Below are 24,861 nucleotides of genomic sequence, written 5' to 3'. Positions count from 1 at the left end.
TATGCAGACAGCATCGGACAATATCCGGGCGTTCACGTAATGAAAAAAATTGATGGATCGCAGCCCGGTCGCCATAAAACCGCCGTCCGTTCACTGAACAGTAGTTGGTGACGAAGATCAGGCACCCTATAGTTGCTCGATTGGAATGCCGCTGCCGAACTGGCCGGGGATCATAACAAGAACGAGGTTGTTACATGCCGCTCGCTACGCTTATCCGCCGCTCCAGCCTGCCTTGTCCGCAGGTGGATACCGACCAGGCCCTGCAACTGCTTGAGCAGCATTACGGGTTGAGCGGGTCTCTGAAAGAGCTGGGCAGCCAGCAGGATCGCAACTTTCTGCTCGACACCGGGCAACGCCGCTATGTGCTGAAGATTTGTCACGGCGATTACTCCACGGTGGAGCTGGACGCCCAGCATGCGGCGTTACAGCACCTGGCCAGCCATTCGGCCGTGCGCGTGCCGGGCGTGATCCGTGCCAACAGCACCGAGCAGTTGCTGTCTCTGGACGTCGATGGGCGGGCCGTTCATGTGCGTTTGCTGGAGTTTATCGACGGTCAGTCTCTGGGCCATGTCCAGCATCTGAGCCATGAGGTGGTGGCCGGCCTGGGCGAGCTGTGTGCACAGGTTGATCAGGCGCTTGCAGCCTTTGAACATCCCGGTCTTGAGCGCATTCTGCAATGGGACCCCCGGCATGCCCAGGCCCTGATCAGGCACCTGCTGCCGGTGATCTCGAACGCCAATGAGCGTATCTGCCTCACGGAAGCCGCCGAGCAGGCGCAGAAGCGTTTGCTGCCACTGATCCCGGAGCTGCCGATTCAGGCCGTCCATCTGGATATCACCGAGCACAATGTGGTCTGGACCCGGGATGTGGAGCGGCGCTGGCAACTGCAAGGTCTGATCGATTTCGGGGATCTGGTCACCACCTGGCGTGTGGCGGATCTGTCGGTCACCTGCGCCGCGTTGCTGCATCATGCTGAAGGCGATCCGTTCTACATCCTGCCGGCGATTCGCGCCTACCACGCCATCAATCCGCTGAAGACCGCAGAATTGCAGGCCTTGTGGCCATTGATCGTCGCCCGCTCGGCGGTGCTGGTGCTCAGCAGTGAACAGCAGGCCAGTGTCGAGCCGGACAACGCCTATATCCAGGCCAATCTGGAAGGCGAATGGGGCATCTTCGAGGTGGCGACTTCGGTGCCGATGCAGTTGATGGAAGCGGCGATTCTGCAGGCGGTCGGTATCGAGCCGGTGACTGTTGCACAGCCGATCTACTTCCCATTGCTGCCCAGTCTGGCTGGCCGTGAATTCCAGACCGTCGACCTGGGTGTGCTCAGCGAGCATTTTGTGGCCGGGAACTGGGAGCAGAGCGGTATCGACGAGCGCTTGCTGATGGAAGCTGCCGCCCGTACCGGTCAGGCAGCCAGTCGTTTCGGTGAATATCGCCTGTCACGCACCGTGCCCGACAGCGCTACAGAGCCTGACACCTTCGCCTTGCACGTCGAGCTGCATTTGCCAGCCGAAACGCCTCTGCATGCGCCCTTCAACGCAACCCTGCGCCTGACGGCCGATGCCGCTTTATGGCTGGTGGGGGATGTGCTGAGCGTCAGGTTGTGGGGGGCCGTGACAGACCTGAAGCCTGGAAGCCTCGTGGCGGCGGGGGATGTGATCGGGCAGGGCGGTGGTTCCCTGCTGTTGCAGCTTTGCACCGATGCCGAACTGAACCCGCCACTGTTTACCACAGCGTCACGGGCGGATGCATGGCGAGTGCTGAGCCCGTCGCCCGCGACCTTGCTCGGGTTCGATTGCGATGCGCCTGTCGTTATGGACGCTCCCGAATTGTTGACCCGCCGTGATGCCAGCTTCGCTCGCTCGCAGAAGCATTATTACCAGGCTCCGCCGCAGATCGAGCGGGGCTGGCGCAATCACTTGATCGACATGCAGGGCCGCTCCTACCTGGACATGCTCAATAACGTGGCGGTGCTGGGTCATGGCCATCCGCGCATGGCTCACGAAGCCGGGCGCCAGTGGTCGCTGCTCAACACCAATTCCCGCTTTCATTACGCCGCCATCGTCGAGTTTTCCGAGCGCCTGCTCAAACTGGCACCCGAAGGGATGGACCGTGTGTTTCTGGTCAACAGCGGTACAGAAGCCAATGACCTGGCGATTCGTCTGGCCTGGGCCTACAGCGGCGGGCGCGACATGCTCAGCGTGCTGGAGGCCTATCACGGCTGGTCAGTGGCTACCGACGCCATTTCCACCTCGATTGCCGACAACCCCCAGGCATTGAGCACGCGCCCGGACTGGGTGCATCCGGTGACGGCTCCCAATACCTATCGCGGGCCATATCGAGGCAGCGAAAGCACGCCGGACTACGTGCGCAGTGTCGAACAGACACTGGCGGCGCTGGCCGAACAACAGCGGCAGGTGGCGGGGTTCATCTGCGAACCGGTGTATGGCAATGCCGGCGGGATTTCCCTGCCGCCGGGTTATCTGCAACAGGTCTACCAGAAAGTCCGGGCGCAGGGCGGCGTGTGCATCGCCGATGAGGTGCAGGTGGGTTATGGACGCCTGGGCCATTATTTCTGGGGCTTTGAAGAACAGAACGTGGTGCCGGACATCATCACCATGGCCAAGGGCATGGGCAATGGTCACCCGCTGGGCGCGGTCATTACCCGTCGCGAAATTGCCGAAGCGCTGGAAGCCGAGGGCTATTTCTTCTCGTCATCCGGCGGCAGCCCGGTCAGTTGCCGGATCGGCATGGCGGTGCTGGATGTGATGGAGGAAGAAAATCTGTGGGAAAACGCCCGTCAGGTCGGTGACCACTTCAAGGCGCGACTGGAGGCATTGGCCGATAAACATCCGCTGGTGGGCGCTGTGCATGGCATGGGTTTCTATCTGGGTGTCGAATTCGTCCGGGACCGTCAGACCCTGGAACCGGCCACCGAAGAAACCGCACAACTGTGTGACCGCCTGCGTGAACTGGGCATTTTCATGCAGCCGACCGGCGATTATCTGAACATTCTCAAGATCAAACCGCCCATGTGCACCACCCGGCAAAGCGTGGAATTTTTCGTCGAGAGTGTGTCCAAGGTGTTGAGCGAACTGGAATGAACTCGATGGGTATCGGCTTAAATTGGACTTTTATTTGATTTTGAGTCGTTATCCACTTCAAAAGCCGATTTTTATCCGTTATAAAACGGCAACTGTTTACTGATATCTGTGGGAGCGAATGTATTCGCTCCCACGCTTTTTACATGAGCCCGCCCAGGAGGCATTTCCATGAGCCGTATCGTCACCGTCGCCGCCACCCAGATGGCCTGTTCCTGGGATCTGGAAGCCAATATCGAAACCGCTGAAAAGCTGGTACGTGAGGCTGCTGCCAAGGGTGCGCAGATCATCCTGATCCAGGAACTGTTCGAGATGCCGTACTTCTGCCAGAAGCCCAACCCGGACTATCTGCAGTTGGCGACCAGCGTGGAATCCAACGTTGCGATCAAGCACTTCCAGAACATCGCTCGCGAACTGCAAGTGGTGCTGCCCATCAGCTTCTTCGAGCTGGCGGGGCGTGCGCGCTTCAATACCATCGCGATCATCGATGCAGACGGCACCAACCTGGGCATCTACCGCAAGAGCCACATCCCGGACGGCCCCGGCTATCACGAAAAGTATTACTTCAACCCGGGCGATACCGGCTTCAAGGTCTGGCAGACCCGTTACGCGAAAATCGGCGTGGGCATCTGCTGGGACCAGTGGTTCCCGGAGTGCGCCCGCAGCATGGCGTTGCAGGGTGCGGAAATCCTGTTCTACCCGACCGCCATCGGCAGCGAGCCGCATGACAAGACCATCAGCTCCCGCGATCACTGGCAGCGCGTGCAACAGGGCCATGCCGGTGCCAACCTGATGCCGCTGATCGCCAGCAACCGTATCGGCAACGAAGAGCAGGACGGCTACGACATCACCTTCTACGGCTCGTCGTTCATCGCCAACCAGTTCGGTGAAAAAGTCGCCGAACTCGATGAAACCGAAGAAGGCGTGCTGGTCCACACCTTCGACCTGGACGAACTGGAGCACATTCGCAGCGCCTGGGGCACCTTCCGCGACCGTCGCCCGAACCTGTACGGCGCGATCAAGACCCTCGACGGCTCGCTGGAGTCCTGATGGCCATGACGACGCTCAAGAGCACGCCGCGCGCTGACGGTTTCCACATGCCCGCCGAATGGGCGCCACAGACTCAGGTCTGGATGGTCTGGCCGGAGCGTCCCGACAACTGGCGCCTGGGCGGCAAGCCCGCGCAGGCTGCCCATGTTGCCATCGCCAAGGCGATTGCCCGTTTCGAACCGGTCACGGTCGCGGTTTCTGCCAGGCAGTATGACAACGCCCGTGCCCACCTCGACATGCCCAATATTCGTGTGGTGGAAATCAGCAATGACGATGCCTGGGTGCGCGATACCGGCCCGACCTTCGTCATCAACGATCAGGGCGAAGTACGCGGTGTGGACTGGGACTTCAATGCCTGGGGCGGTTTCGACGGCGGCCTGTATTCGCCGTGGAACCTGGACTCGCAACTGGCAAGCAAGGTCCTGGAAATCGAGCGTTGCCCGCGTTATGTCACCGAAGGCTTCGTGCTCGAAGGCGGCTCGATCCATGTCGATGGCGAAGGCACGCTGATTACCACTGAAGAATGCCTGCTCAATCGCAACCGCAACCCGAACCTTTCCCGCGAGCAGATCGAAGCGGTGCTCAGCGACAATCTGGCGGTGGACAAGGTCATCTGGCTGCCCGATGGCCTGTTCAACGACGAGACGGACGGGCATGTGGATAACTTCTGCTGCTACGTGCGTCCGGGTGAGGTGTTGCTGGCCTGGACCGATGATCCCAAAGACCCCAACTACACACGTTGTCACGCAGCGTTGAGTATTTTGGAAAACACCCGTGATGCCAAAGGGCGTGAAATCACCGTCCATAAGATGCCCATTCCCGGTCCGTTGTTCGCGACCGAAGAGGAATGCGCAGGCGTCGACAAGGTGCACGGCAGTCAGGAGCGCGACCCTTCGGTGCGTCTGGCGGGCTCTTATGTGAACTTTCTGATCGTCAACGGCGGCATCATTGCACCGAGCTTCGATGATCCGATGGACGAGACGGCCCGTGAAATCCTGCAACGGCTGTTTCCGGAGCATGAAGTGGTGATGGCACCTGGCCGTGAATTGCTGCTGGGCGGAGGCAATATCCACTGCCTGACCCAACAGCAACCCGCTCCCCGGAAGACGCTTCTGTAACATTTGCTTACATGCGTAACTGGCAAATGGTCCTGTTTTTGCTGCACTAAGCCTATCTACCGATAGGCTTTTTTTTGGGTAACGCTTTGTAGCAATTACCTTGAGTCTGGCCCGACGGTGGGTAAATAGCGGGAGGTTTTTTTCGTTTTTCTGTCACAAAGCGTCCGTAGATTTAGCCCCTCATGGCTCAAGAGGTTGTCATTATGAACGCAGGTATCAACCGGCATAATGCTCGTGGTTTGTCTGCTAGTTACGAGGCTCGCCAGATGATGGCGGATTGGTTAAGGACGACCAAACTCCCGAAACCCCGGCCAGATGTGCGCGCAATGCTTCTGCAGCGCTATCCGGCAGGTCTGTTCAACGATGCGGAACTAGAGGCTCTGTTGGGCGTACTGAAAGACTGATTATCGCGTAGGACCCTTCTAAGACGGCCCTCTCCATGTTTGACACCCCTCAAGCCTTGGGACTAGGATTCACGTCCCACCGCTTGTGGCTATACGCCATGTACGTCCATCTGTAGTCCGCTGCGATGATTTCGTTCGGTCTTCTGTACTTTCGCCCAAAGTCAGAAATCCTCGGTCGCCCTCTCTCAGGGAAGCCGCCACGGCGCGTGTCAATCCGTAAAGAAGGAAAACAAGATGTTTAATAAACGTATCGGTTTGCTCGCTCTGGGCATTATCAGCGCCAGCCAGGCAATGGCGCAGGGGCAAGCAGATTCCAAGGGCTTCATCGACGACAGCCACTTGACCATCAATCTGCGCAACGCTTACATCAACCGTGACTACAAGAACGGTCAGCCAGATAAGGCTGAGTGGGGCCAGGCGTTCATGGGCAACTTCACGTCCGGTTTCACCCAGGGCACTGTGGGTGTGGGCGTTGATGCATTCGGTCTGTATGCCCTTCGTCTGGACGGCGGTAACGGTCGTAGCGGCGCTGGCGGTATCGACTTCTTCAAACCAGGTAGCGATGGCGTTGACGCCAATGGCAACAACATTGCTACCTCATCGAACCATAACCTGAGCCGTGCTGGCGCAGCGGTAAAATTCCGCGTTTCCAACACTGTCCTCAAGTACGGCGATCAAATGCCTCAGCTGCCAGTGCTGAGCTACGATAACTCGCGCCTGTTACCGGAAAGTTACACCGGTACCATGATCACTTCCAAAGAGATCGAGGGCCTGGAACTGGTTGCCGGTCGTTTCACTCAGCAGGCTCGCAAGAGCGCTGAAGGTCGTGACAGCGGTGATCTGAAAAGCATCAACGTCTATGGTGCCAGCTACAAGTTCACCGATGCTTTCAGCGCCGCAGCTTACGCTTCCGACAACGAAGACGTTCTCAAGAAGCAGTACCTGAACCTGAACTACGTCTTCGCTCTGCCACAAGACCAGTCTCTGACTCTGGACTTCAACGGCTACAAGACCAAGCTGGATAAAGAAATCGCTGCTTCTGATGCTCGCGACAACAAGATCTGGAGTCTGGCGGCGACCTGGGCTGTGGGTATCCACTCCTTCACCCTGGCTCACCAGCGCAGCACCGGTGAAACCGGCTACAACTATGGCGGCTACCGCAATGCCGGTGGTTTCGGTGATGGCGGTAACACCATCTACCTGGCCAACTCCTACTGGTCTGACTTCAACGGTAAGGACGAGCGTTCGTGGCAAGTGGCCTACGGCGTCGACCTGTCCAGCCTGATCACTCCAGGCCTGAGCTACAAGACTGCCTACGTGCGCGGCGACAACATCGACGACGGCACTCCGGGCAGCGGCAATGGCACCGAGCGTGAGTTCTTCAACCAGCTGACTTACGTGGTACAGGGCGGCCCGGCCAAGGACTTGTCCGTGCGCCTGCGTAGCTCGATCCTGCGTGTTTCCGCTGACGCTCAGGGTTACAACAGCGAAGGTAACGAAGTGCGTGTCTTCGTGGATTACCCAATCAACGTCTTCTAATGACGTGACTGTGTAACCGCTGTTCGAAAATGCCCCGGTCCCTGGATCGGGGCATTTTTTATGGGCCGTGATCAATGGCGACGTGCAAAGAATGTCGGCTACCATTCGCCCATCCCCGCACACACCGATCACGCCCATGGCTCTCGCCGCTCCACCCGACCTCACCGATATTGCCATTCCCGTGCAACCGCTTGCGCGTACCTACCCGCGTGGGCATTACATCGAGCCTCACGACCATGAATGGGGTCAGGTGCTGTATGCGATGTCGGGCGTGATGTGGGTCGAGACACCGCTGGAGGCGCTGGTGGTCCCGCCACAACGGGCGGTGTGGTTGCCGCCGGGTGTCGAACACGGCATCCGCGTGGTTTCCGAGCTGGAGATGCGCAATATCTACCTGCGCCCGGCCATTGCCCAGACCCTGGAACGCTCGGTTCAGGTCTTTGAAGTGGGTGGTTTGCTGCGTGAGCTGATCCTGACTCTGGTCGCACTGGACCGGGATCTTGAACCGCACTACTACGACGCGCTGGTCAATCTGGCCTTGCTGGAACTGCAGCGAGCCAGACGCTCCGTGCTGAAAGTCCCGATGCCCGATGGCTCGGATCGACGCCTGATGAACCTCTGCCAGGCGGTCATGAGCGAACCTTCGCTGAATATTTCCTTCGAGCAGCATGCCGAAAACGCCGGTGCCAGCGTACGCACCCTGTCCCGTCTGTTTCAGGGCGTGCTGGGCATGGGCTTTGCCGAGTGGCGCAGACAAGTGCAACTGGCGACCGCCGTGGCGGAAATCATTCAGGGTGTACCGGTCAGTCGCATTGCCCGCTCATTGGGCTACAGTCCCAGCAGTTTCAGTGACATGTTCCGCCGAGAGCTGGGCATGTCCCCCTCGCAATACCGCATCCCTTGACACTACGCTGCCCTGTGGGACCGGATAAATCAGATCCTGCAGAACATGTGTTTTTTGATGAGATCGGTTTCGCCTCCATCTGACCGATATCCAGAAGCCCTTGGCCGATAGCCTTTTGAGTCCCTCTCTACACTCTGCGCATTCCATGACTTGTGCGGAGACATCCATGAAAGCCCTGCAATTTTCCCGAACCGGCGACCTCGCGGCCCTTGAGTTCGTCGAACTGCCCAAGCCCGTAGCCGGTGAAGGCGAAGTCCTGATCCAGGTGAAAGCCGCAGGCCTGAACCCCAGCGATGTGAAGAACGTGCTGGGACGTTTCCCTTACACCACACTGCCACGCATCCCGGGACGCGACTTCGCCGGAGTGGTTATCGAAGGTCCGCAAGCGCTGCTGGGCCAGGAAGTCTGGGGAACCGGCAAGGAGCCGGGATTTTTTCGGGATGGCTCTCATGCCGAATTTCTGGCCTTGCCTGCTCAGGGCGTTGCTCTCAAACCCAAAGCCCTGAGCTTTGCACAAGCCGCCAGCCTCGGCGTGCCTTACACCACCGCATGGGACGCACTGCAACGCAGCCTTGTGGCGCGCGATACCCGTTTGCTGGTGATTGGAGCGAACGGTGCGGTCGGCAGCGCGGCCATGGCGTTGGGCAAGATACTTGGCGCTCAGGTGCTGGGTGCGGTGCGTCGTCCCGAGCACCTGGAAAACCTGCAAGCCGCAGGTTTCGACGGGATTCTGCTCGACGCGCCGCAAGGCCTTGCCAGTCAGGTCAACGAAACCTTCAAGGGTGGCGCAGACGTGATCTTCGACACCACCGGTTTCTGGCTGCCCGCTGCCGTACCGGCGCTGGCCACCTTTGGCCGCATCGCAATCATCGCCGCGCCTGTCGACGGACATGTGCAACTGCCAGCCCTGGCGCTGTATCGCAAGGGCGGTTCGGTGGTCGGCATCAATTCGCTGCTCTACGACTGCCAGGCCTGCGCCGGGATGCTCAACCAGTTCGGGCAGTTCTTCGATCAAGGATTGCTGGAACTGCCAGACGGGTTGCTTGAGTCGCCCTTGAGCGAAGGGCTGGCGCGTTATGCCGAAGTGAATGAGGGCAGGGGAGAGAAGGTCATCCTCATCCCCTGACGCATCATGAAACCTTGAAGCGGGTCACCATCTTGTTCAGGTCCACTGCCAGGCGTGACAGCTCATGGCTGGCAGTGGTGGTTTGATCGGCACCGGTTGTGCTTTGCAACGAGAGGTCGCGAATGTTCACCAGGTTGCGATCAACCTCCCGCGCCACTTGTGCCTGCTCCTCGGCGGCACTGGCAATGACCAGATTGCGTTCGGAGATTTCATTGATGGCCTGGGTGATTTCTTCCAGTGCCTGCCCTGCGCTTTGAGCGACATCCAGAGTCGCTTCGGCCTTGGAACTGCTGTTCTGCATCGATATCACGGCCTGTTCGGTATCGTTCTGGATGCCGCCCACCATGACTTCGATTTCCTGAGCCGATGTCTGGGTGCGATGCGCCAGTGCCCGAACCTCATCGGCCACTACCGCAAACCCACGGCCTGCTTCACCGGCGCGCGCAGCCTCGATGGCCGCGTTCAGAGCCAGCAGGTTGGTTTGCTGCGCAATGGCCTGAATCACATCCAGCACTTTGCCAATCGCCTGGGATTGCTGAGCCAGCGAGCGGACCTGATTGGAGGTCACCGCCACATCCCGCGTCATTTGTTGAATGGAGGACAGGGTTTCACTGACTCGATTGCGGCCCTCCAGCGCCGAATGACTGGAAAGCCGCGAAGCCTCGGAGGTGGACACCGCATTGCGCGCCACTTCCTCAACTGCCGCCGTCATTTCATTGACCGCGGTGGCTGCCTGCTCGATCTCGTTATTCTGCTGCTGAAGCCCGCGGCTGCTCTCATTGGTCACGGCATCCAGCTCTTCGGCCGCAGATGCCAACAAGGTCGCCGACTCGGAAATCTGTTGAATGGTCTGACGCAAATTGAGCTGCATACCGCTCAAAGCCTGCTGCAGGCGAGAAACCTCATCGTTGCCTTGCACCACAACGTTCTTGCTCAGGTCGCCAGCCGCCACATCTTCGGCGACCTGCACCGCCTCCATGAGCGGGCGCACGATGCTGCGAGTCAGCAGCACCGCCAGCAGCACGGTCAGCAAAGCCGCCGCGACAATCATCCCGGCAATCATGAAGCGCGAGTTCTGGTACTGATCGCTGGCGTCTTCCACGGCCTTGTTGGCACCCGCAGTGTTCAAGGCAATCAGCTTCTCGAGCAGCGGCGCCATCTGGTCCGAATAGACTTTCAGATCACCGGTGATCAAGCCATTGATCTGATCGGTTTCACCGGCCAGGGAAATCTTGCGCAACCGGTCCTGCGCCAGCAGATAGTTTTTCAAGGCGTCCTTGAACTGCTTGAACGCTTCGCCTTCCTCATTGCTGCTGATCAACGGCGCATAGCTGTCGGCGATCTGATTGGCTTTTTGCGTCAAGGTATTCAGACGAGCCTCAGCCTTGTCGACATCGGCCTTGGACCGGTTGACCAGAACGAAATACGACATGGTCCGAAAGCGCGTGGTGGTATCGGCCATCTCGCCGAGTAACCGGGTACTGGTCAGCCAGCCCTTGCCGATATCGCTGCTCGATTGATTCAACGACTGAAGTTTCTGCAGGCTCAACAGACCGAGCAGCACCACGATCAGAGCGATCAGCGCAAATCCCAGAGTGGCCCTTGAAGCGATACCCAGATTTCGTAACGACATTATTGTGTTCTCTTGAGAGCCGAAGCGAGGGAGTGGCAGATTCACTCTGCATCGGCCGTGCAAGATGTTTCTTAATGTGACGGTGATGCTAAATAGGTATCACAGATGTCGATTGGAGAGGCCTTCGCAGGCTGGCGGGAGAACCGTTTATTTCTGTGACAGGACACTAGGCAGGTGAGGTCAGGCGCTGTAACTTTTCGGCCCTGAACTCAAGATCGGATCAATCCGCGCATGGATGGGGAAAAGCTGAAAATCATGGTGTCTTCCACAGTCTTTGGTGTGGAAGAGCTTCTTGACCGGGTCTACACGTTGCTGACCAGCTTCGGGTATGAGGTGTGGATGTCGCACAAGGGCACCGTCCCGGTATTTTCCGAAGAGTCAGCATTTGAAAGCTGCCTGATGGCAGTGGATAAATGCGATTTGTTTCTGGGCATCATCACGCCGCAATATGGCAGCGGAGTGGATAGAACAGGTATTTCCATCACCCACAAGGAAATAAAACGGGCTGTGGAACTGAAAAAACCACGCTGGTTTCTCGCCCATGACCATGTCGTATTCGCTCGGCGCTTGCTGGCCGACCTTGGTCATCGTAAGCAGGCCGAAAGACAAACGCTCGCGCTCAAGCCCAAATCGGCCTCGATCACTGATTTGAAAGTCATTGATATGTATGAAGACGCGACCATGGAGCACTTGCCTCTGGATGAGCGTCAGGGAAACTGGGTTCAGAAATATGAGCGCGATGACGACGCCAACCTGTTTGTCGTCGCTCAGTTCTCGCGATATCAGGACGTCGAACAACGGCTGCTGGATCATCTGGGCAACAGCAAACATGTTGCCCAACGTTTGAGAGACAATGATGAATAAGACTCCCGCCGAACTTAGAGCATTTTTGCTGCTGGGTGAAAGTCAGACCCTGGAGTTCAAGAGTCATGCACGTCCTGAAATCTGTGGTCCGCAAATTTGTGCGTTTCTCAATTCGCGGGGCGGATATCTGGTGTGTGGCGTTGGCGGGGGCGGAGAGGTTCTGGGTATTGAAAACGCAGAACAGACAGCTCAAAAGCTGGAAGCCATGTTGAAGGTCCAGATCCAGCCGCCTGTGCTGTTTTCGTTTGAAGTTCAGGATATCGCTGACAAGCAAGTACTGGTGATCGAAGTGCCTTCCGGCAAGGACGTTCCATACGCCTTTCGCAATGATATCTACATCCGCGAGGGGGAGCAGACACGCAAGGCCGATATTGGAACCATCCGGGATATGGTGCTGCGCAAGCAGGTTGAGCCTGAACGTTGGGAGCGCCTGTTTTCAGCCGAGCTGGACGAGCAACTGCTTTCTGCTTCGGCGTGCCGCAAGTTGCTCTCCGCGCCGCGCATCCCGCTTGAGGCCAAGCAGTCGGAACAAGGGCTGTTGCATCAACTGCAACTATTGTCATTGGCCAAGTATGGGCGCATGACCAATGCCGCCGATGTATTGCTTGCCAGTGATCCCGTGCGGCGTCATCCGCAGGCACGGGTGCGGGCTGTCTGCTACAGCAGCAAGACCGCCAATGAGTACCAGGATCTGCAACACTTTGCTGGCCCCATGGCCGAGGTGATCGAGCAATTGTTCACCTTCATCATGCGCAACACGCCCTCAAGAGCGCGCTTCAGCAGCGACAGTACTCAGCGTGAAGATCTTCCGTTGTACCCTGAAATGGCGATCCGCGAAGGTATCGTCAATGCTTTTGCCCACCGTGACTACAGCAGTTTTTCCGGGGGTATCAAAGTGGAAATCAGCCCGTTACAGATACAGATCTGGAACTCGGGTGGATTGCCTGAAGGGGTCAGTGCAGAGCAACTGCAAGAGGGGCATATTTCCGTGCTGCGCAACCCTGACATTGCCCATGCTCTCTACCTGCTCGGCTATATGGAAAAGCTCGGCCGTGGCAGCGTATTGATTCGCCAGTCATGTGAGGAAGCGGGCCTTCCAGCTCCGGTCTGGCATTCAGAGGGAGCTTCCGGGGTTACCCTGACGTTCTTCGCCCCGGAAGTCACCCCGGAAGTCACCCCGGAAGTCACCCCGGAAGTCACCCCGGAAGTCGAAAGGCTCGTCCTGGCAATGAATGGTGAGGTGAGCCGCCTGGATCTTCAGCACCAGTTGAAGCTGAGCGATGCCGAGCACTTCCGCAAGCAGTATCTGGTTCCGGCGCTGGAGCAGGGTGTCATCGCCATGACGGTTCCCGACAAGCCTACCAGCCGTAACCAGAAATACCGGCTGACGTCTTTGGGAGGTGCTGTCCGCAAGCGTTTGGAAAATAGACGCTAGCTATTGGCGTCTGTCCGGGAAGTTGCGGATCCAGTGGATTGCAGCTTCAGCGATCATTATTGGGACTCTGAAGCGCCAGCGTTATCGCTGGCTTTTTAGTCAGTCTGCTTTAACGCAGTATTGTTCATGCTTGGATACCTTTGCTTCAAATCTGGGCAACCACGTATGTGCAATGGTTTGATAGCAAGAGTTATAAGTCCCTGTTTAATAAATATAAGAGGTGTATCCGCTGGCCGTGAAGTTGCGATGAACTGTTTTTATTGAGTCCGGTCATAAGCTCCGTGAATAGTAAAGACCATCCTGAAAACCGTTCAGCATTCAGGTCAGCGCTCACGTTTATTCCCGCTGGCCCATACGCTCGTGCATCGCGGCCTTGTTCTGTCAGGATTTCTGCTCATGCCGGGTCCCTCCGCTTGCTTCCCAGCCTTTGAAAAAAGTCCTGTTAATTTGTTTTCGGAAGATTTAAAGTACTTACACGAAGGTAAGTATGGTGAAAAAGCACAAGATTGAAACAAGATTTGTAAAAAAGTATTTCAGCATAAGTGTTTAATAAAAATTTGCCAGTTACGCATTCGTGGGTAATAAAAATCAAGAACTATTTTTCAAACTATTCAATATAAAATCTTCATTACACTTTTAAGAATCGTTCATTGATTCTTCGGCAAGGATTTTGACTTTCTCATGGATAAGGTCTGCTTGGCCGAGGTAATTACAAATGAACAAACCAACCGCACGTCCGCTCTATTCGGTCATACCCTTGGTGGCAGGGGCATTGGCTATATCTGTCTGCGAACCTGCGCTTGCGGACCCGCGTGCACTCCAGATCGATTTGCCCGATCCGCTTCCCCATGTGCGAGTACTGACCGTTCTGGTAGGCCTGCATCTTATCGGCCTGTGCTTCGGTCTGGGCGGCGCGACCATGCTGGATTACTGGATCCTGCGCTGGATGCGCAAGGGCAGCCTGCCGACTGAAATCAAGAGCACCTTCACGTTCATCAGCACCGTGGTCGCCATAGGCCTGGGTCTTCTGTGGCTGTCGGGGCTGGGGTTTCTTGCGCTCTATGGCCTGGAGTCGCCGGAAAAACTCGGCAACCCCAAACTGTGGGCAAAAGTCTGCATCGTTGCGGCTTTGACTCTCAACGGCATGCTTATCCATGTATTCGTCTTGCCCGTCGTTTTACGCGACATGAGCCAGCCGATTCTGGATGGGGTTTCCCGTAGCCGTATTGCGATCTTTCTGGTTTCGGGCGCGCTTTCTGCGGTTTCCTGGTACAGCGCATTTGCGCTCGGGATCTTCCGCGAGTTGAACAACAGCGTTTCTTTCAGCCTGCTGATCGTCTTGTGGCTGAGCCTGACCGTGGCCGCCTCCCTGGCAGCTGCTGTGTTGTGGATGCAATTGCGTCATTCAGGCAAACCGGGTGCTGTAGCCTCTTTTGCCAATGCCAGCGCCGTTTCCATCGAGGCCATGCCTTCAGTCAAGTCCTGAAGGGGAACATTCATACAGCCAATGACGAGTCATCCGGGCGGAAGTAATCACCACGATTCACGCCCGGTTTCCTCCGTGGCTCTGTCATTCTCCGATAGATGCCTGAGCGCATTTTTATGATCGTCATAATAAAAGTCGTTGACGTCTTTGATTATGTTCATCATCATTAAATGCATCCAACAGCTTGAGCGCCAAGGCGTGCCTGTTTCGGCGCGATCTGGCCATTGAGCGAGTCGCCGTAACGATTGCAGCGCAGTGGCCTCCCACCCTGCAATCGCGGTAAACATCCAAAGGAAATGCCATGTCGGACGACATCCTGTTTACGCCGTTCACCCTGAAAGGCCTGAAGCTTCCCAACCGCATCGTAATGGCCCCCATGACGCGGGGCATGGCCAAAGGCGGGATTCCCGGTGCTGCCCATGCGCAATATTACCGTCGTCGTGCAGAAGGCGGCGTGGGCTTGATCCTTACCGAGGGCACCGTGGTCAACCGGCCTGCCTCGCGCAACATGCCAGGTATTCCATTTTTCCATGGCGATGCCGCTCTGGCCGGGTGGGCTGAAGTGGCCAAAGAAGTGCATGCCGCCGGCGGCCTCATCGCTCCGCAGATTTGGCATACCGGCGCCATCCGGGCACCGCAAGGCGCGCAAGGATGGGAGCCAGATGGCCCTGTTGAAAGTCCTTCCGGGCTGATCGGTCCGGCAGATCCGCACGGCGTGGCAATGACCGAAGAGGATATCGCCGACACCGTCGCTGCTTTCGTCCGTGCTGCCGTGGATGCCAAACGCCTGGGCTTCGACACGCTGGAATTGCACGGCGCGCACGGTTACCTGATCGACCAGTTCTTCTGGTCCGGCAGCAACACACGCACCGATACTTTCGGTGGCGCAACGATCCGCGAGCGCTCGCGCTTCGCGGCTGAAATTGTCAGCGCCATCCGCACCGCCGTCGGCCCGGACTTCCCGCTGATCCTGCGCGTAAGCCAGTGGAAGCAGCAGGAATACGGCGCACGGCTGGCAACCTCGCCTCAGGAAATGACCGACTGGCTGGCACCGCTGGTCGAGGCCGGCGTGGACATTCTGCATTGTTCGCAACGGCGCTTCTGGGAGCCGGAGTTCCCGGAAATCGACGGTGCCGAAGGCCTGAACTTTGCCGGCTGGGCCAAGAAGCTGACAGGCGCGGCAACGATCAGCGTCGGTTCGGTCGGACTGGACTCTGACTTCTTCAACGCCTTCGGCGGTGCCGACTCGGGTGCAGCAGCACTGGACAGCCTGCATGGCCGGATGGAGCGCGAAGAGTTTGACCTGATCGCTGTCGGCCGCGTGCTGATCTCGGACGCGGACTGGGCACATAAGGTCCGCACGGGCCAGACCCAGGAACTGCGCGGCTTCGCAGCCGCAGATCTGGCCACGCTGAACTGACAGTCATTGCATCGCCGCCCACCGCAATGGATGAGGCGGCGCTGCAAGGTCAAGAATTGCCCCTCTGGCTGGAACAGCTCAACGAAGGCGGCAGCGGTTAATCGGAACACACGATGAATAACAACGCAGTGCGCTATACATGCGTGACTTGTGGTATCTGCTGTAAAGACCGACTTGTTCCTTTAACGATGGGTGAGGCTGAACAATGGCTTGAGCGCGGCGATGATGTTGCCGTAATACTTGAGGCCTTCAGCCCATTACCTGAAGGAGCAGAAACACCGGAGTATCTTCATAATACAAGTCGGGCCACCAAAGTCAGTGCAGGCAAGAGCGACATTCATGTCATTGCCATATTTACCGGAAACGCTTTAAAGCAATGTCCCAACCTGCGGGCCGATAACCTTTGTGGGATTTACGAAGAACGACCATTGGTATGTCAGATTTATCCGATGGAAATAAATCCGTTCATTAGCATAAGTAAAGAAAACAAGTTATGCCCGCCAGAGTCATGGGAGAGCGGTGAAATCCTGTGCACCGATGGCGTTGCAAACCCGCCCTTGAGGGCCTTGATCAACCAGTCCAGACAGGCAGATCGAGAAGACGCAGCCACCAAGGTAGCGGTCTGCGCATCGTTGGGGATGAACGTTGCCAGCTGGAAAGGCGATGGATTCGTGGTTTATTTCCCCGAGCGTGAAGCACTGCTTGCGGCAATCCAGACCAGGGATATAAACGTCACGGACTTCGACAGCCGCTGGGAAGTTCATACGGACAATCCTTATTTGCGACAGCAATTGACTGAAGCGCAAGTTCCATTGACCCGTGAATACTCCGGCGATTACCTCTACCAAGCTTTATAACGCTGCAAAGTTCCACCTTGTTATCCATTCAATATATTGGGCGCCTACCTGAGTAAGCGCAGTCAATTGTCCTGACTGACCGAGAGAACTTCAATGAATACTGCAAAAGGCTGGGTTCTGGTGACCGGTGCATCCAGTGGCTTTGGTGAAGAGTTTGCCAGGCAATATGCTGCAATGGGCCACCCTCTGATATTGGTCGCCCGTCGGTTGGAGCGTCTGCAAACCCTGGCAGAGTCGTTGCGCAAGCAATATGGCGTCGAGGTTGTGGTCGAACAGGTCGACCTTGCCATGCATGCCGAAGTCATGAAACTCCACTCAGACCTGAACAGCCGCGGCCTGCCTGTGGATATCCTGATCAACAATGCCGGCCATGGACTGCAAGGCCCGTTTGCCGACAGCCAACTGGATGCAACGCTGGCAATGATCCAGCTCGACATCACCAGTCTGACGACCATGACTCACCTGTTTGCCCAGGACATGAAGCGGCGTAAGCGTGGCAAGATTCTTCAGGTTGCCAGCATGCTCGCTTACCAGGGCGTCGTGAACTTTGCCGTGTACTCAGCCGCCAAGGCCTACGTGCTGCGCCTCGGAGAAGCCCTGCACCGCGAACTCAAAGCCGATGGCATCACAGTTACAACCTTGTGCCCCGGCATGACAAACACCGAATTCGCCAGCTCCGCCCAACAGAAAATCACCCCCGGCCTGAAAGCCATGATGATGCAGCCCGCACCAGTGGTACGTGCAGGCATTCGAGGGCTGCAAGCGGGACGCATCAGCGTCGTGCCTGGAATCGTCAACAAGATCAACGTCATCTTCATGTGGGCGACCCCGCGCTGGCTGCATCAGGCGGCGTTTTCGCGGGTAATGAATTGAGTGTTATTGAACGTTGGGTCTTGGTGGCAGGACGCCAGAAAAAGCCTACGAAACAACAAGACACATACGTTGATTGCGTGGGCGCGGTCCGACTACTAGATTTGCAGCCCTGCCGTTAGCCTAGTCTCGCCACAGTCAATCCTGTGGCCGGGTGTCGCAACCTGATGTGTTTCTGAGGCGCGGTTTCGTGCCATAGCTCTCTAGCTGGCGCTTCCAGTGTCCGGCTAGCGTATTTCTATGGCGGACCGTGCGGGGCAGGCTTCGGTCTGGCCGGTTTCCTCAGACACCGGTTTGCGACCCTCGTACGGTCTGCCACCCTTTATCCGTGTCGCAACGGTGGATGGCAGCTCCTTAATCCGTCTGAGGAACCAAGGATGATGGCTTTCCCCCCTTTTACGCACGCGCACCGCCCGCTACGTCAGACCTTGCTGCACTTCGATCACGGAGGCTCTTTCCATGATTGACCGCTCACTACTGTCCCGCCTTCCACCCCGCGACCTGATCAGATTGGCGTCCCTCAAGCCTGATGAAGCCGCAGCTCATTTCCGTATTGCCGCCAGGCTCTGCCTGGACGGTGCCCGATGCGTGGCCTTTCGTGATCAGGAGCAGGAACGACTGGCTCATCGATTGATTGACGACGGTATAGCGCTTTATGCCTTGGCGTTTGAGAGGCTTGGTTCACCATTGGCCCGCACGATAAAAATTTCCTCGGCTTGGCTGGCTGCGAATGACTCGGGTGAAGGGCTGGCGTTATGAGGATAAGAATCTACTGACCGATGTTGAAATCGCGGGTCGTTGCTTGAGTCTGGGGCGAATGTGGCGTGGATCTGATCCTGTCGAATCTCCCTGATTGGTTGAGCCGATACCTTCTGCTGTCAATCAGAATGGTGGCGACTTTACGCGGGTTGACAGACCAGGAATCAAGGAGCCCGGCGCACAAGAATGTGCCTCGCGTACAACCGCCATGATGCAGCCTGTTAAAACCGATCGTTGTGTTGGCGACGAGGGGAGGTTAGGCCTTGATTTACGTGAGGTGCAAGGCGTGGAAGAGGGTATCTCTGAAGTTCAGAAGCGTCCTACAGGTTGTTAGCTTTTCGGGGGCGGCTGAGGCTGTTGGTTTTGTGTACGGTGGCACTGGTTTGTCGGCAGGCAGGGCTATAGCCGTGGTGCTGGGCATCGCGCCGATTTAGACCTATCACACACTAGTGATCCAGCCATTGCATGCAACGAACATCATGTCTGAGTGCGGACATTCTCCCAACCAGAATTTCTGAGGTGAAAGGCCAGCTCACATGGGTTCAGAGCGGCCTTCCCGATCTGCGTACCCTTGCACGTGAGCTGCGCGTGCACGCCTTGGAGGAAGTCATTGCCGCTACTACCCACGAAGAGGCCATTGAGACTACAGCTCAATACCTGGGATTTATTGACCCTGCGATACAGGCTCTAACCGTCGAGACGCCGATGGGGGAGGTGACGATCCTGCGTAAGAGCATTTATCACATCGTTGAAAAACGACAGGATGCCCGCGAGCGCTATGTGAAACTGGCTTTAGATACGCTCACGGGACCGCTGGAAGTCTGGAAAGTCGCTTTCACCGACGGTACACAGCGTCTGGCCTTCATCGGCGCGTATGAGTCGAAACGGCAGATGCTCTGGAATTTCATGCACTCTGATGCCAAATCGCTCAACAAGCATCGCCATGGCGAGCGGCGTACAAGCGTTACACACTTATTTGAGCGCAAAGAAAAAGGGCTACTGGTGACAGTAACCCTCGAACTTAATGCTTGATATTCATATACACACCCTCAAGCAGGGGGGAGGTCTCACCCTACGCTGATGTCCCAACCATCGACGGGGTTCCTATGCCAGTTATAGCCGCTGGGAGGCAACTGGTTTCGCGCTCAAGGATGACGCTATTCACCTTTGCGGTGTCGTCAATAAAAAATGATGAATGGTGTTGGGTTTATGGGACTTTGGTTGAGCCATCGTACTTTTCGACTAAATTACAGGGTAGGAAGTTATTCGTGGTGCTAGGCATTTAGGAACGTGAGAAAGCCAGAGATATTATAAAAAGTGCGAGTAACTTTTGCTTTTTATCTGTGTGCTGTGGGAGATAGATTAAGTCTGAGTAATAACCACCTCCTGGTACGTATTACTAAAAAAGCATTTGTCCAAAGAGGTTGTATAGAATAGAGATTAAGCTTGCTTTTATTGATTTATCGAATAGGTTTTCGCAATACTATAGCAGCATCATGACATATGGTTTTGTCCCACATCAAAATTGGCGCTACTACTAAGCGTTCTAAAATAACGGTTTCGAAACCATTAACATCCCTGACCGGTCCATCTCCGAAGTGTGGGTGGCACACATAACCGCCAGGCTTCAAGATACTTTTAAATGTATCATAGTCATCTCTTAAGCTATCAAACTCCCAGCCTTCGGCACCGCTGTAATCGTAAGAGTCATGAAAAATAAAGTCATACTCTTTTTTACTTAGCTCTAAGGATCTCCAATCGCCTAAGATAGGCTTTACCGAAGGGTGCTGATGAGAAAATGCCAGTAAATCGCTATATATTCCTTTATCTATTTCTACGATATCATGTCTATTGGGTGAAAGTTCTTTCTGGATTAGTTTTGCAGAAATTCCTAGCCCAAAGCCTATCTCTAAAGTGTTTTTCGATAAAATATTGATTTTTTTAAGTTTTCTGAAAAGTTTCTCAAAGTAATCAGTTTCACTGCTGGACATCACCACTTGATCATTCCAAATAAGATAATCTCTGTTTTTGATATCAAATTTCAATTCAAGTGTACGTGATTTCTGATTCGACATAAAGTATTTATCCTTTTAGGGAACAGATCATGGTATCAAATAATATTTTTCCGCTATCAGTAAGGGCGTCGTAACAAGCCTCATAGTCTAATGAAGCAAGCTCTTCTTGAATTTCCTTTACTCGATAGCATGCATAGTCGTATCCTTCGGGCGTATTTTTTATCAAATCAAGCCATTGTTTAATTGCAGTAAATACGTACAGTGCATGCATAATTCCTGATGTCGGGCGTAACATTTTTTTCCATGGTGAATAAAATTTTGATTTGTCATTATGAATTAGGCTAATTTCTTTCTCTATAATTGAGAGCTGGAGATGCATAGCTTCATGAATGATGGATTCTGCTAGCCTCAATTTAGGGTGATTATTATCTGTTGTAATGGAAATGAAAATACTAAACGGTAATTCTGGGTCGGTAAAACTTATGTCAAAGCCAGGGGGGGCATGGATTATATGGACTGACTTTACCAAGTTTGAGATAACATCAAGTAGTGTAGGAGATATCCTAATTAGATCGATGGCAGAGTCTATTTTTTCTATTGTTTCTGGAGCGCAAAACCGCTCAAGGCTTATCTGCCTTACCTCTTGCTTAGCGAAAAATTTAGCATGTGTGTCACATAGGAACTCTAATTTTGTAGCCGAAAGGGCGGAGATAGGAAGAGTCTTCTCTGGCTCAGCTTCTTTACTACTAATTATTGAAGCAGTGCTATAGTTTTCTATATGGTAGCTGTAGCGGTCCGAATGAAAAATAATGAATGACGCGAGATTTGGCCACCATATATCAGATTGAGAATTATTCAGATACTTTTGAATATGAGTTTTTAAAGAACTCATTTCTCATCCTTAAAGAACGAAAAAACAATAGTAAATCTTTTTCCAGAATTTATAGCAGATACAGCGTGGAACGATCTAGGTGATATTTCAAATGCAAAGGCAGTATTGTGCAGCGGCAAGAATGCACTCGATAAACTTTCAGGTGTTCTGTCAGAAAAAATCATTAAAATACCCCCATTTTCCTCTGTCCAGCCTCTATTGAGTTGAATTAGAACTCTATGAGTTTCTTGCTTCGGGATGAAGTCGTTATGTATTTTAATTACTTGGCTACCTATTAGTTTGTGCGCTGTTATATCAATTCTTTCAGATAAATTAACTCTAAATATTTTTTCGATATTTTCCCGGAGCCTCCTTATGGCTTCTGTTGACAGAATTCTGTTAATGCGATCTGGTAGCTGTAGTCCATGAAAGCTAAATTCATACTGCTGGTAGAATTCGGCAATTTTTAATTTCCAGGGCGCATCACCTTCAAGCCAGGTAAGAAGCACCTCACTGTCTACGTCTGAAAGCGCGTTCTCTTGTAGCGCGTGAGGGAAAGGGGCCATTCTTGGAGTATTTATAAAGTTAGGAAGCGTCAATGGAGCATTCCTTCTTTATTAAGAATGGAAATAGCCTTACTTATAAGTAGTTTTTGATCGCTGCAGTAGACTGATGGGTTGTTATATGCGTTTTCCCTACTCCAGCGATGAAGTGGCATTCCACCGCCACATATAGTTAGGTATTTGCAAGAGTTACATTCGCTTGACGTTGGGCGCTGCAGCTTATAGTACTCTTCGAAGCTTGATGTATTAAATGCCTCTGATAATCGATCTGTTTTTATTACCCATTTTTCATCAAACTTATCTGCGCCGTCAAAATTACTTTTTAATGTGTCATTTTTGGAGAGGCTTCCATCAGTTTCAATAATGGCGATGCCATAAAAATTATCGCCAAGCCCCTCTTTAACACCAAAACCTCCTAACGCGATACGCAAGATATCATCAAGAAATCTAATTTTAACAGGCTCTTTGTCAGCAATATATATGTCCAGCAGTTTGGCTAGCCACTCTCCATATTCCGTCGAGATTAAACTGTCTTTACCATGGGGGAGGTTAGTGTGATTGCCATCTCGATATAGGAAGTCTATAGATTTTGCTCCAAGCCCCTTTAGGCAGTTATAAACTGCTTCGGGGTCTGAGCTAGGGTCGATAACAGACAATAACCCTGCATAGAGGAATTCGGAATCTGAGTGGTTTTTAAGGAGAGTGATACCGTCAATGACTTTCTGATAAGTTCCTCGTCCTTGTTTGTCTACTCTAAATTTGTCATTGATGGCTTGAGGGCCATCAATGCTGACTGATACGCTAACTTTATACTGTGCGCACAAATCTAAAATTTCGTCCGTGATCAAAATTCCATTTGTTTGTAGACTTATCGGATAGTCAAGGGGCAAAACGCTTCTAAGCTCCGTTAGCAAATACTGGAGGCGCCGCGCTCCCAGCATTAAAGGCTCCCCCCCATGAAGTACGGTAGCAAATTGATTAACTTGGTCTTTGATTAGCTGAGCAAGGGAGCGTGCCAAATCTTTTATTATGGATTTGGATATTAAATTTGGCATGTCACGCCAACCTTCGTCTCCCATGTTATATATATAGCAGTACGTGCAATTAATATTACATCTGCTCGCTACTTTCACCAGAACCGTATCAATTTGCACGTACTACACCTTCTAATTAACGATTATGACGGTTATGAACGCGATCGAACGATCCGTATACCATAGGGTCGTGATTTTTAACTTCTTCCGCCAAGCGCGCGAGTGTGATACTCGAAAGGTTCGTCGGATCAATTTCCACCTTCGAGCCAAACGAACTGGCTTGGTTTGGGGTGGGATCACTTTGGTTTTGGGTGTCTAACATTGCCAATATCCTATCTCTGTGTGGGTGATGGCATTACGATAGCCAAAACATAGAAAACGCGCAACCCGTTAAAAAATCTTTAAAAATCAATTAAATAGATTTTTTTTATATAAATTCTAAAAAATGAAATAATAAAAATCCTATAAAAAACAAACAGATATTTTATTCAAAATAAAAAATAGAGAACTGGCATCAGAAAATCCCGATGATTTCGGTATGCAGTGCCCGAGGCCTCCGTGGTAGCGGGTCTAAAAGGGGGCTGCGGCAGTGATCAAGTTATCCACTGATAAAAATCAGCGGTTTTCTACAGGCAGTTAGGTCCCTCCAAAGAGGACGGATTTGCAGCTCCGCTTGGATGAACCCGTATGGAGAAAGACGACGAGTCCTAATCAACTCGTAATGTTGTGTTCACCCTGCCTTTCGCTTCTCCAACCCCACCACCGAAGCCTCTACCAACGCCAACGCTGCTTCGATCTGATGCACCACGGCCCGAGCCAGCGGTCGATATTCCTTCGTGCTGTTATCCGCCGTTTCATGAGCGGTAGCTACTGCGCAGGTCAGGTATTCGGAGGCGAGTATCAGCGCATCTTCAATGCTTACGCCTGGCTTTACGGTGAACAGGCTGGTGGCGATATCGCGGGGTGGGGTTGGGGTGGTTCCGATCATGGTGACTCCTTGACGTGGTTGAGCCATCACTTCCGCGACTAAACGAAGGTGGCGGCCATGCACGGGTTAGTCGACCGGAACGTCAAGCACCCGGCGCATCCGAAGATGCCCCGTGCACAGCCACCATAAAGCATCACGCCGGTCTCAAGGACGCGGCGCTGAACAGAAGCGCATGTTGGCTTGACGTTGTGCGGGCGACTAAACCCGGTCGCTGGTTTTGCGACAGGGCAGGAAGGTAGTCGTGGCGTCAGGTATCTACAAGCGGTTGTTGGGGGGATCGCTGAAGTTCAGACGATTCCTACGGCGTTAGTGGGCGGAGACCGTCAACCGGGGCCGTCGCGAGCAAGCTCCCTCTCACAAAAGCTTCACCCCAAACAAAAAAGGCCCACCTTTCGGTGAGCCTCTTTTGGTACTTCGTATGGTGCCGGCACCAGGAGTCGAACCCGGGACCTACTGATTACAAGTCAGTTGCTCTACCAACTGAGCTATACCGGCGTAATGGGCTGCGAGTATATAGAGTCTGTTGCGCTTGTAAAGCCTAGCTGTCTGATTCGGTTGAAAAAAACCGAGGAGTGGTGTGGCTTGTGGTCTGAATGCAGGATTGCTATAGGTCGATGCGTAGGGGATTTCTCCGGTTGCTGGGCGATGGGGCTGGAGGGTGGCGTTGAAAGCAGGGCTGCTGGGCGTTGTCTTGGGTGTCTGGAGTTGGGGCCGAGGCTTGCCCGGTATTCGGACTTTTTGAGTGGGCCTTTTGAATCAGGTACTTGGATGGTGATGGCAATCCGCACTGGTTTTTCTCTTGCGGCGGCTATTGGCGATTT

The 24,861-nt window shown here is 54.2% G+C and carries 22 protein-coding genes and 1 tRNA gene; 15 read left to right on the top strand and 8 right to left on the bottom strand.

The window, feature by feature from the left end:
* Positions 1-194: 194 nt before the first annotated feature.
* From JSY17_RS18780 to JSY17_RS18750, 7 genes are all read left to right on the top strand, one after another.
* The gene (locus tag JSY17_RS18780) at positions 195-3,107 is read left to right on the top strand and encodes an aminotransferase (RefSeq protein ID WP_206402671.1); all 2,913 of its coding nucleotides are present in this window, start codon (positions 195-197) and stop codon (positions 3,105-3,107) included.
* A 168-nt stretch (positions 3,108-3,275) separates the two neighbouring features.
* Positions 3,276-4,154: an N-carbamoylputrescine amidase gene (gene aguB / locus JSY17_RS18775; protein WP_117186739.1), complete on the top strand. Its 879-nt coding sequence runs from the start codon at positions 3,276-3,278 to the stop codon at positions 4,152-4,154.
* 5 nt (positions 4,155-4,159) lie between these two features.
* A complete protein-coding gene (gene aguA, locus JSY17_RS18770) occupies positions 4,160-5,272 on the top strand; it encodes an agmatine deiminase (RefSeq protein ID WP_122370651.1) in 1,113 nt (370 codons plus the stop codon).
* Between the two features lie 203 nt (positions 5,273-5,475).
* Positions 5,476-5,676: a hypothetical protein gene (locus JSY17_RS18765; RefSeq protein WP_117167423.1), complete on the top strand. Its 201-nt coding sequence runs from the start codon at positions 5,476-5,478 to the stop codon at positions 5,674-5,676.
* Positions 5,677-5,910: 234 nt separating this feature from the next.
* Entirely contained in the window at positions 5,911-7,215 is a 1,305-nt protein-coding gene (locus tag JSY17_RS18760; protein ID WP_200999135.1) for an OprD family porin, read from the top strand.
* A 136-nt stretch (positions 7,216-7,351) separates the two neighbouring features.
* Positions 7,352-8,119 (top strand): AraC family transcriptional regulator, encoded by a 768-nt coding sequence (locus JSY17_RS18755; RefSeq protein WP_200979592.1) that lies wholly within the window; start codon positions 7,352-7,354, stop codon positions 8,117-8,119.
* Positions 8,120-8,285: 166 nt separating this feature from the next.
* On the top strand, positions 8,286-9,245 hold the full coding sequence (locus tag JSY17_RS18750) for a quinone oxidoreductase family protein (RefSeq protein WP_117183104.1): 960 nt from the start codon (positions 8,286-8,288) through the stop codon (positions 9,243-9,245).
* Positions 9,246-9,249: 4 nt separating this feature from the next.
* Here the strand turns inward: JSY17_RS18750 and JSY17_RS18745 are convergent, their stop codons facing one another.
* Positions 9,250-10,878, bottom strand: coding sequence for a methyl-accepting chemotaxis protein (locus JSY17_RS18745; RefSeq protein WP_206402672.1), 1,629 nt, complete (start codon positions 10,876-10,878; stop codon positions 9,250-9,252).
* A 231-nt stretch (positions 10,879-11,109) separates the two neighbouring features.
* On the opposite strand from JSY17_RS18745, the gene JSY17_RS18740 reads away from it, so the two are divergent.
* The 8 genes from JSY17_RS18740 to JSY17_RS18705 all read left to right on the top strand — a co-directional run bounded on the left by JSY17_RS18740 (position 11,110) and on the right by JSY17_RS18705 (position 19,601).
* Positions 11,110-11,742 (top strand): DUF4062 domain-containing protein, encoded by a 633-nt coding sequence (locus tag JSY17_RS18740; protein WP_117183106.1) that lies wholly within the window; start codon positions 11,110-11,112, stop codon positions 11,740-11,742.
* On the top strand, positions 11,735-13,177 hold the full coding sequence (locus JSY17_RS18735) for a Fic family protein (protein ID WP_200979558.1): 1,443 nt from the start codon (positions 11,735-11,737) through the stop codon (positions 13,175-13,177). The genes JSY17_RS18740 and JSY17_RS18735 overlap by 8 nt, the downstream gene beginning before the upstream one ends.
* Positions 13,178-13,892: 715 nt before the next feature.
* Positions 13,893-14,663 (top strand): hypothetical protein, encoded by a 771-nt coding sequence (locus tag JSY17_RS18730; protein ID WP_205417946.1) that lies wholly within the window; start codon positions 13,893-13,895, stop codon positions 14,661-14,663.
* A gap of 301 nt (positions 14,664-14,964) precedes the next feature.
* Positions 14,965-16,083: an NADH:flavin oxidoreductase gene (locus JSY17_RS18725; RefSeq protein ID WP_206402673.1), complete on the top strand. Its 1,119-nt coding sequence runs from the start codon at positions 14,965-14,967 to the stop codon at positions 16,081-16,083.
* A 113-nt stretch (positions 16,084-16,196) separates the two neighbouring features.
* Positions 16,197-16,940 carry a YkgJ family cysteine cluster protein gene (locus JSY17_RS18720; protein WP_117183110.1) on the top strand — a complete coding sequence of 248 codons (744 nt, stop codon included), beginning with the start codon at positions 16,197-16,199 and terminating at the stop codon, positions 16,938-16,940.
* 93 nt (positions 16,941-17,033) lie between these two features.
* Positions 17,034-17,813 (top strand): SDR family NAD(P)-dependent oxidoreductase, encoded by a 780-nt coding sequence (locus tag JSY17_RS18715; protein ID WP_206402674.1) that lies wholly within the window; start codon positions 17,034-17,036, stop codon positions 17,811-17,813.
* A 456-nt stretch (positions 17,814-18,269) separates the two neighbouring features.
* Positions 18,270-18,569: a hypothetical protein gene (locus tag JSY17_RS18710; protein ID WP_206402675.1), complete on the top strand. Its 300-nt coding sequence runs from the start codon at positions 18,270-18,272 to the stop codon at positions 18,567-18,569.
* Positions 18,570-19,088: 519 nt separating this feature from the next.
* Complete coding sequence (locus JSY17_RS18705) at positions 19,089-19,601, top strand: PBECR2 nuclease fold domain-containing protein (protein ID WP_332875327.1); 513 nt, start codon at positions 19,089-19,091, stop codon at positions 19,599-19,601.
* 428 nt (positions 19,602-20,029) lie between these two features.
* On the opposite strand, the gene JSY17_RS18700 is transcribed toward JSY17_RS18705, so the two are convergent.
* From JSY17_RS18700 to JSY17_RS18675, 7 genes are all read right to left on the bottom strand, one after another.
* Positions 20,030-20,644, bottom strand: a complete 615-nt coding sequence (locus JSY17_RS18700; RefSeq protein WP_206402676.1) for a polyamine aminopropyltransferase — start codon at positions 20,642-20,644, stop codon at positions 20,030-20,032.
* 7 nt (positions 20,645-20,651) lie between these two features.
* Positions 20,652-21,476, bottom strand: coding sequence for an aKG-HExxH-type peptide beta-hydroxylase (locus JSY17_RS18695; protein WP_206402677.1), 825 nt, complete (start codon positions 21,474-21,476; stop codon positions 20,652-20,654).
* Positions 21,473-22,054 carry a cyclophane-containing peptide 2OG-Fe(II) oxygenase YhhC gene (gene yhhC / locus JSY17_RS18690; RefSeq protein ID WP_206402678.1) on the bottom strand — a complete coding sequence of 194 codons (582 nt, stop codon included), beginning with the start codon at positions 22,052-22,054 and terminating at the stop codon, positions 21,473-21,475. Before yhhC ends, JSY17_RS18695 begins: the two co-directional genes overlap by 4 nt.
* The gene (gene yhhB / locus JSY17_RS18685) at positions 22,051-23,172 is read right to left on the bottom strand and encodes a cyclophane-forming radical SAM/SPASM peptide maturase YhhB (RefSeq protein ID WP_200979536.1); all 1,122 of its coding nucleotides are present in this window, start codon (positions 23,170-23,172) and stop codon (positions 22,051-22,053) included. The genes yhhC and yhhB overlap by 4 nt, the downstream gene beginning before the upstream one ends.
* Before the next feature lie 16 nt (positions 23,173-23,188).
* The gene (gene yhhA / locus JSY17_RS26115; RefSeq protein ID WP_408636102.1) at positions 23,189-23,374 is read right to left on the bottom strand and encodes a YhhA family cyclophane-containing RiPP; all 186 of its coding nucleotides are present in this window, start codon (positions 23,372-23,374) and stop codon (positions 23,189-23,191) included.
* Positions 23,375-23,782: 408 nt separating this feature from the next.
* On the bottom strand, positions 23,783-24,040 hold the full coding sequence (locus JSY17_RS18680) for a DUF6124 family protein (RefSeq protein ID WP_206402679.1): 258 nt from the start codon (positions 24,038-24,040) through the stop codon (positions 23,783-23,785).
* A gap of 419 nt (positions 24,041-24,459) precedes the next feature.
* Positions 24,460-24,535, bottom strand: a tRNA-Thr gene (locus JSY17_RS18675).
* Between the last annotated feature and the right edge of the window lie 326 nt (positions 24,536-24,861).

Source organism: Pseudomonas capsici, from assembly GCF_017165765.1.
Taxonomy (GTDB): domain Bacteria; phylum Pseudomonadota; class Gammaproteobacteria; order Pseudomonadales; family Pseudomonadaceae; genus Aquipseudomonas; species Aquipseudomonas capsici.
Note: the sequence above shows the minus strand (reverse complement) of the source record. Positions and strands in the feature narration are given on the sequence as shown.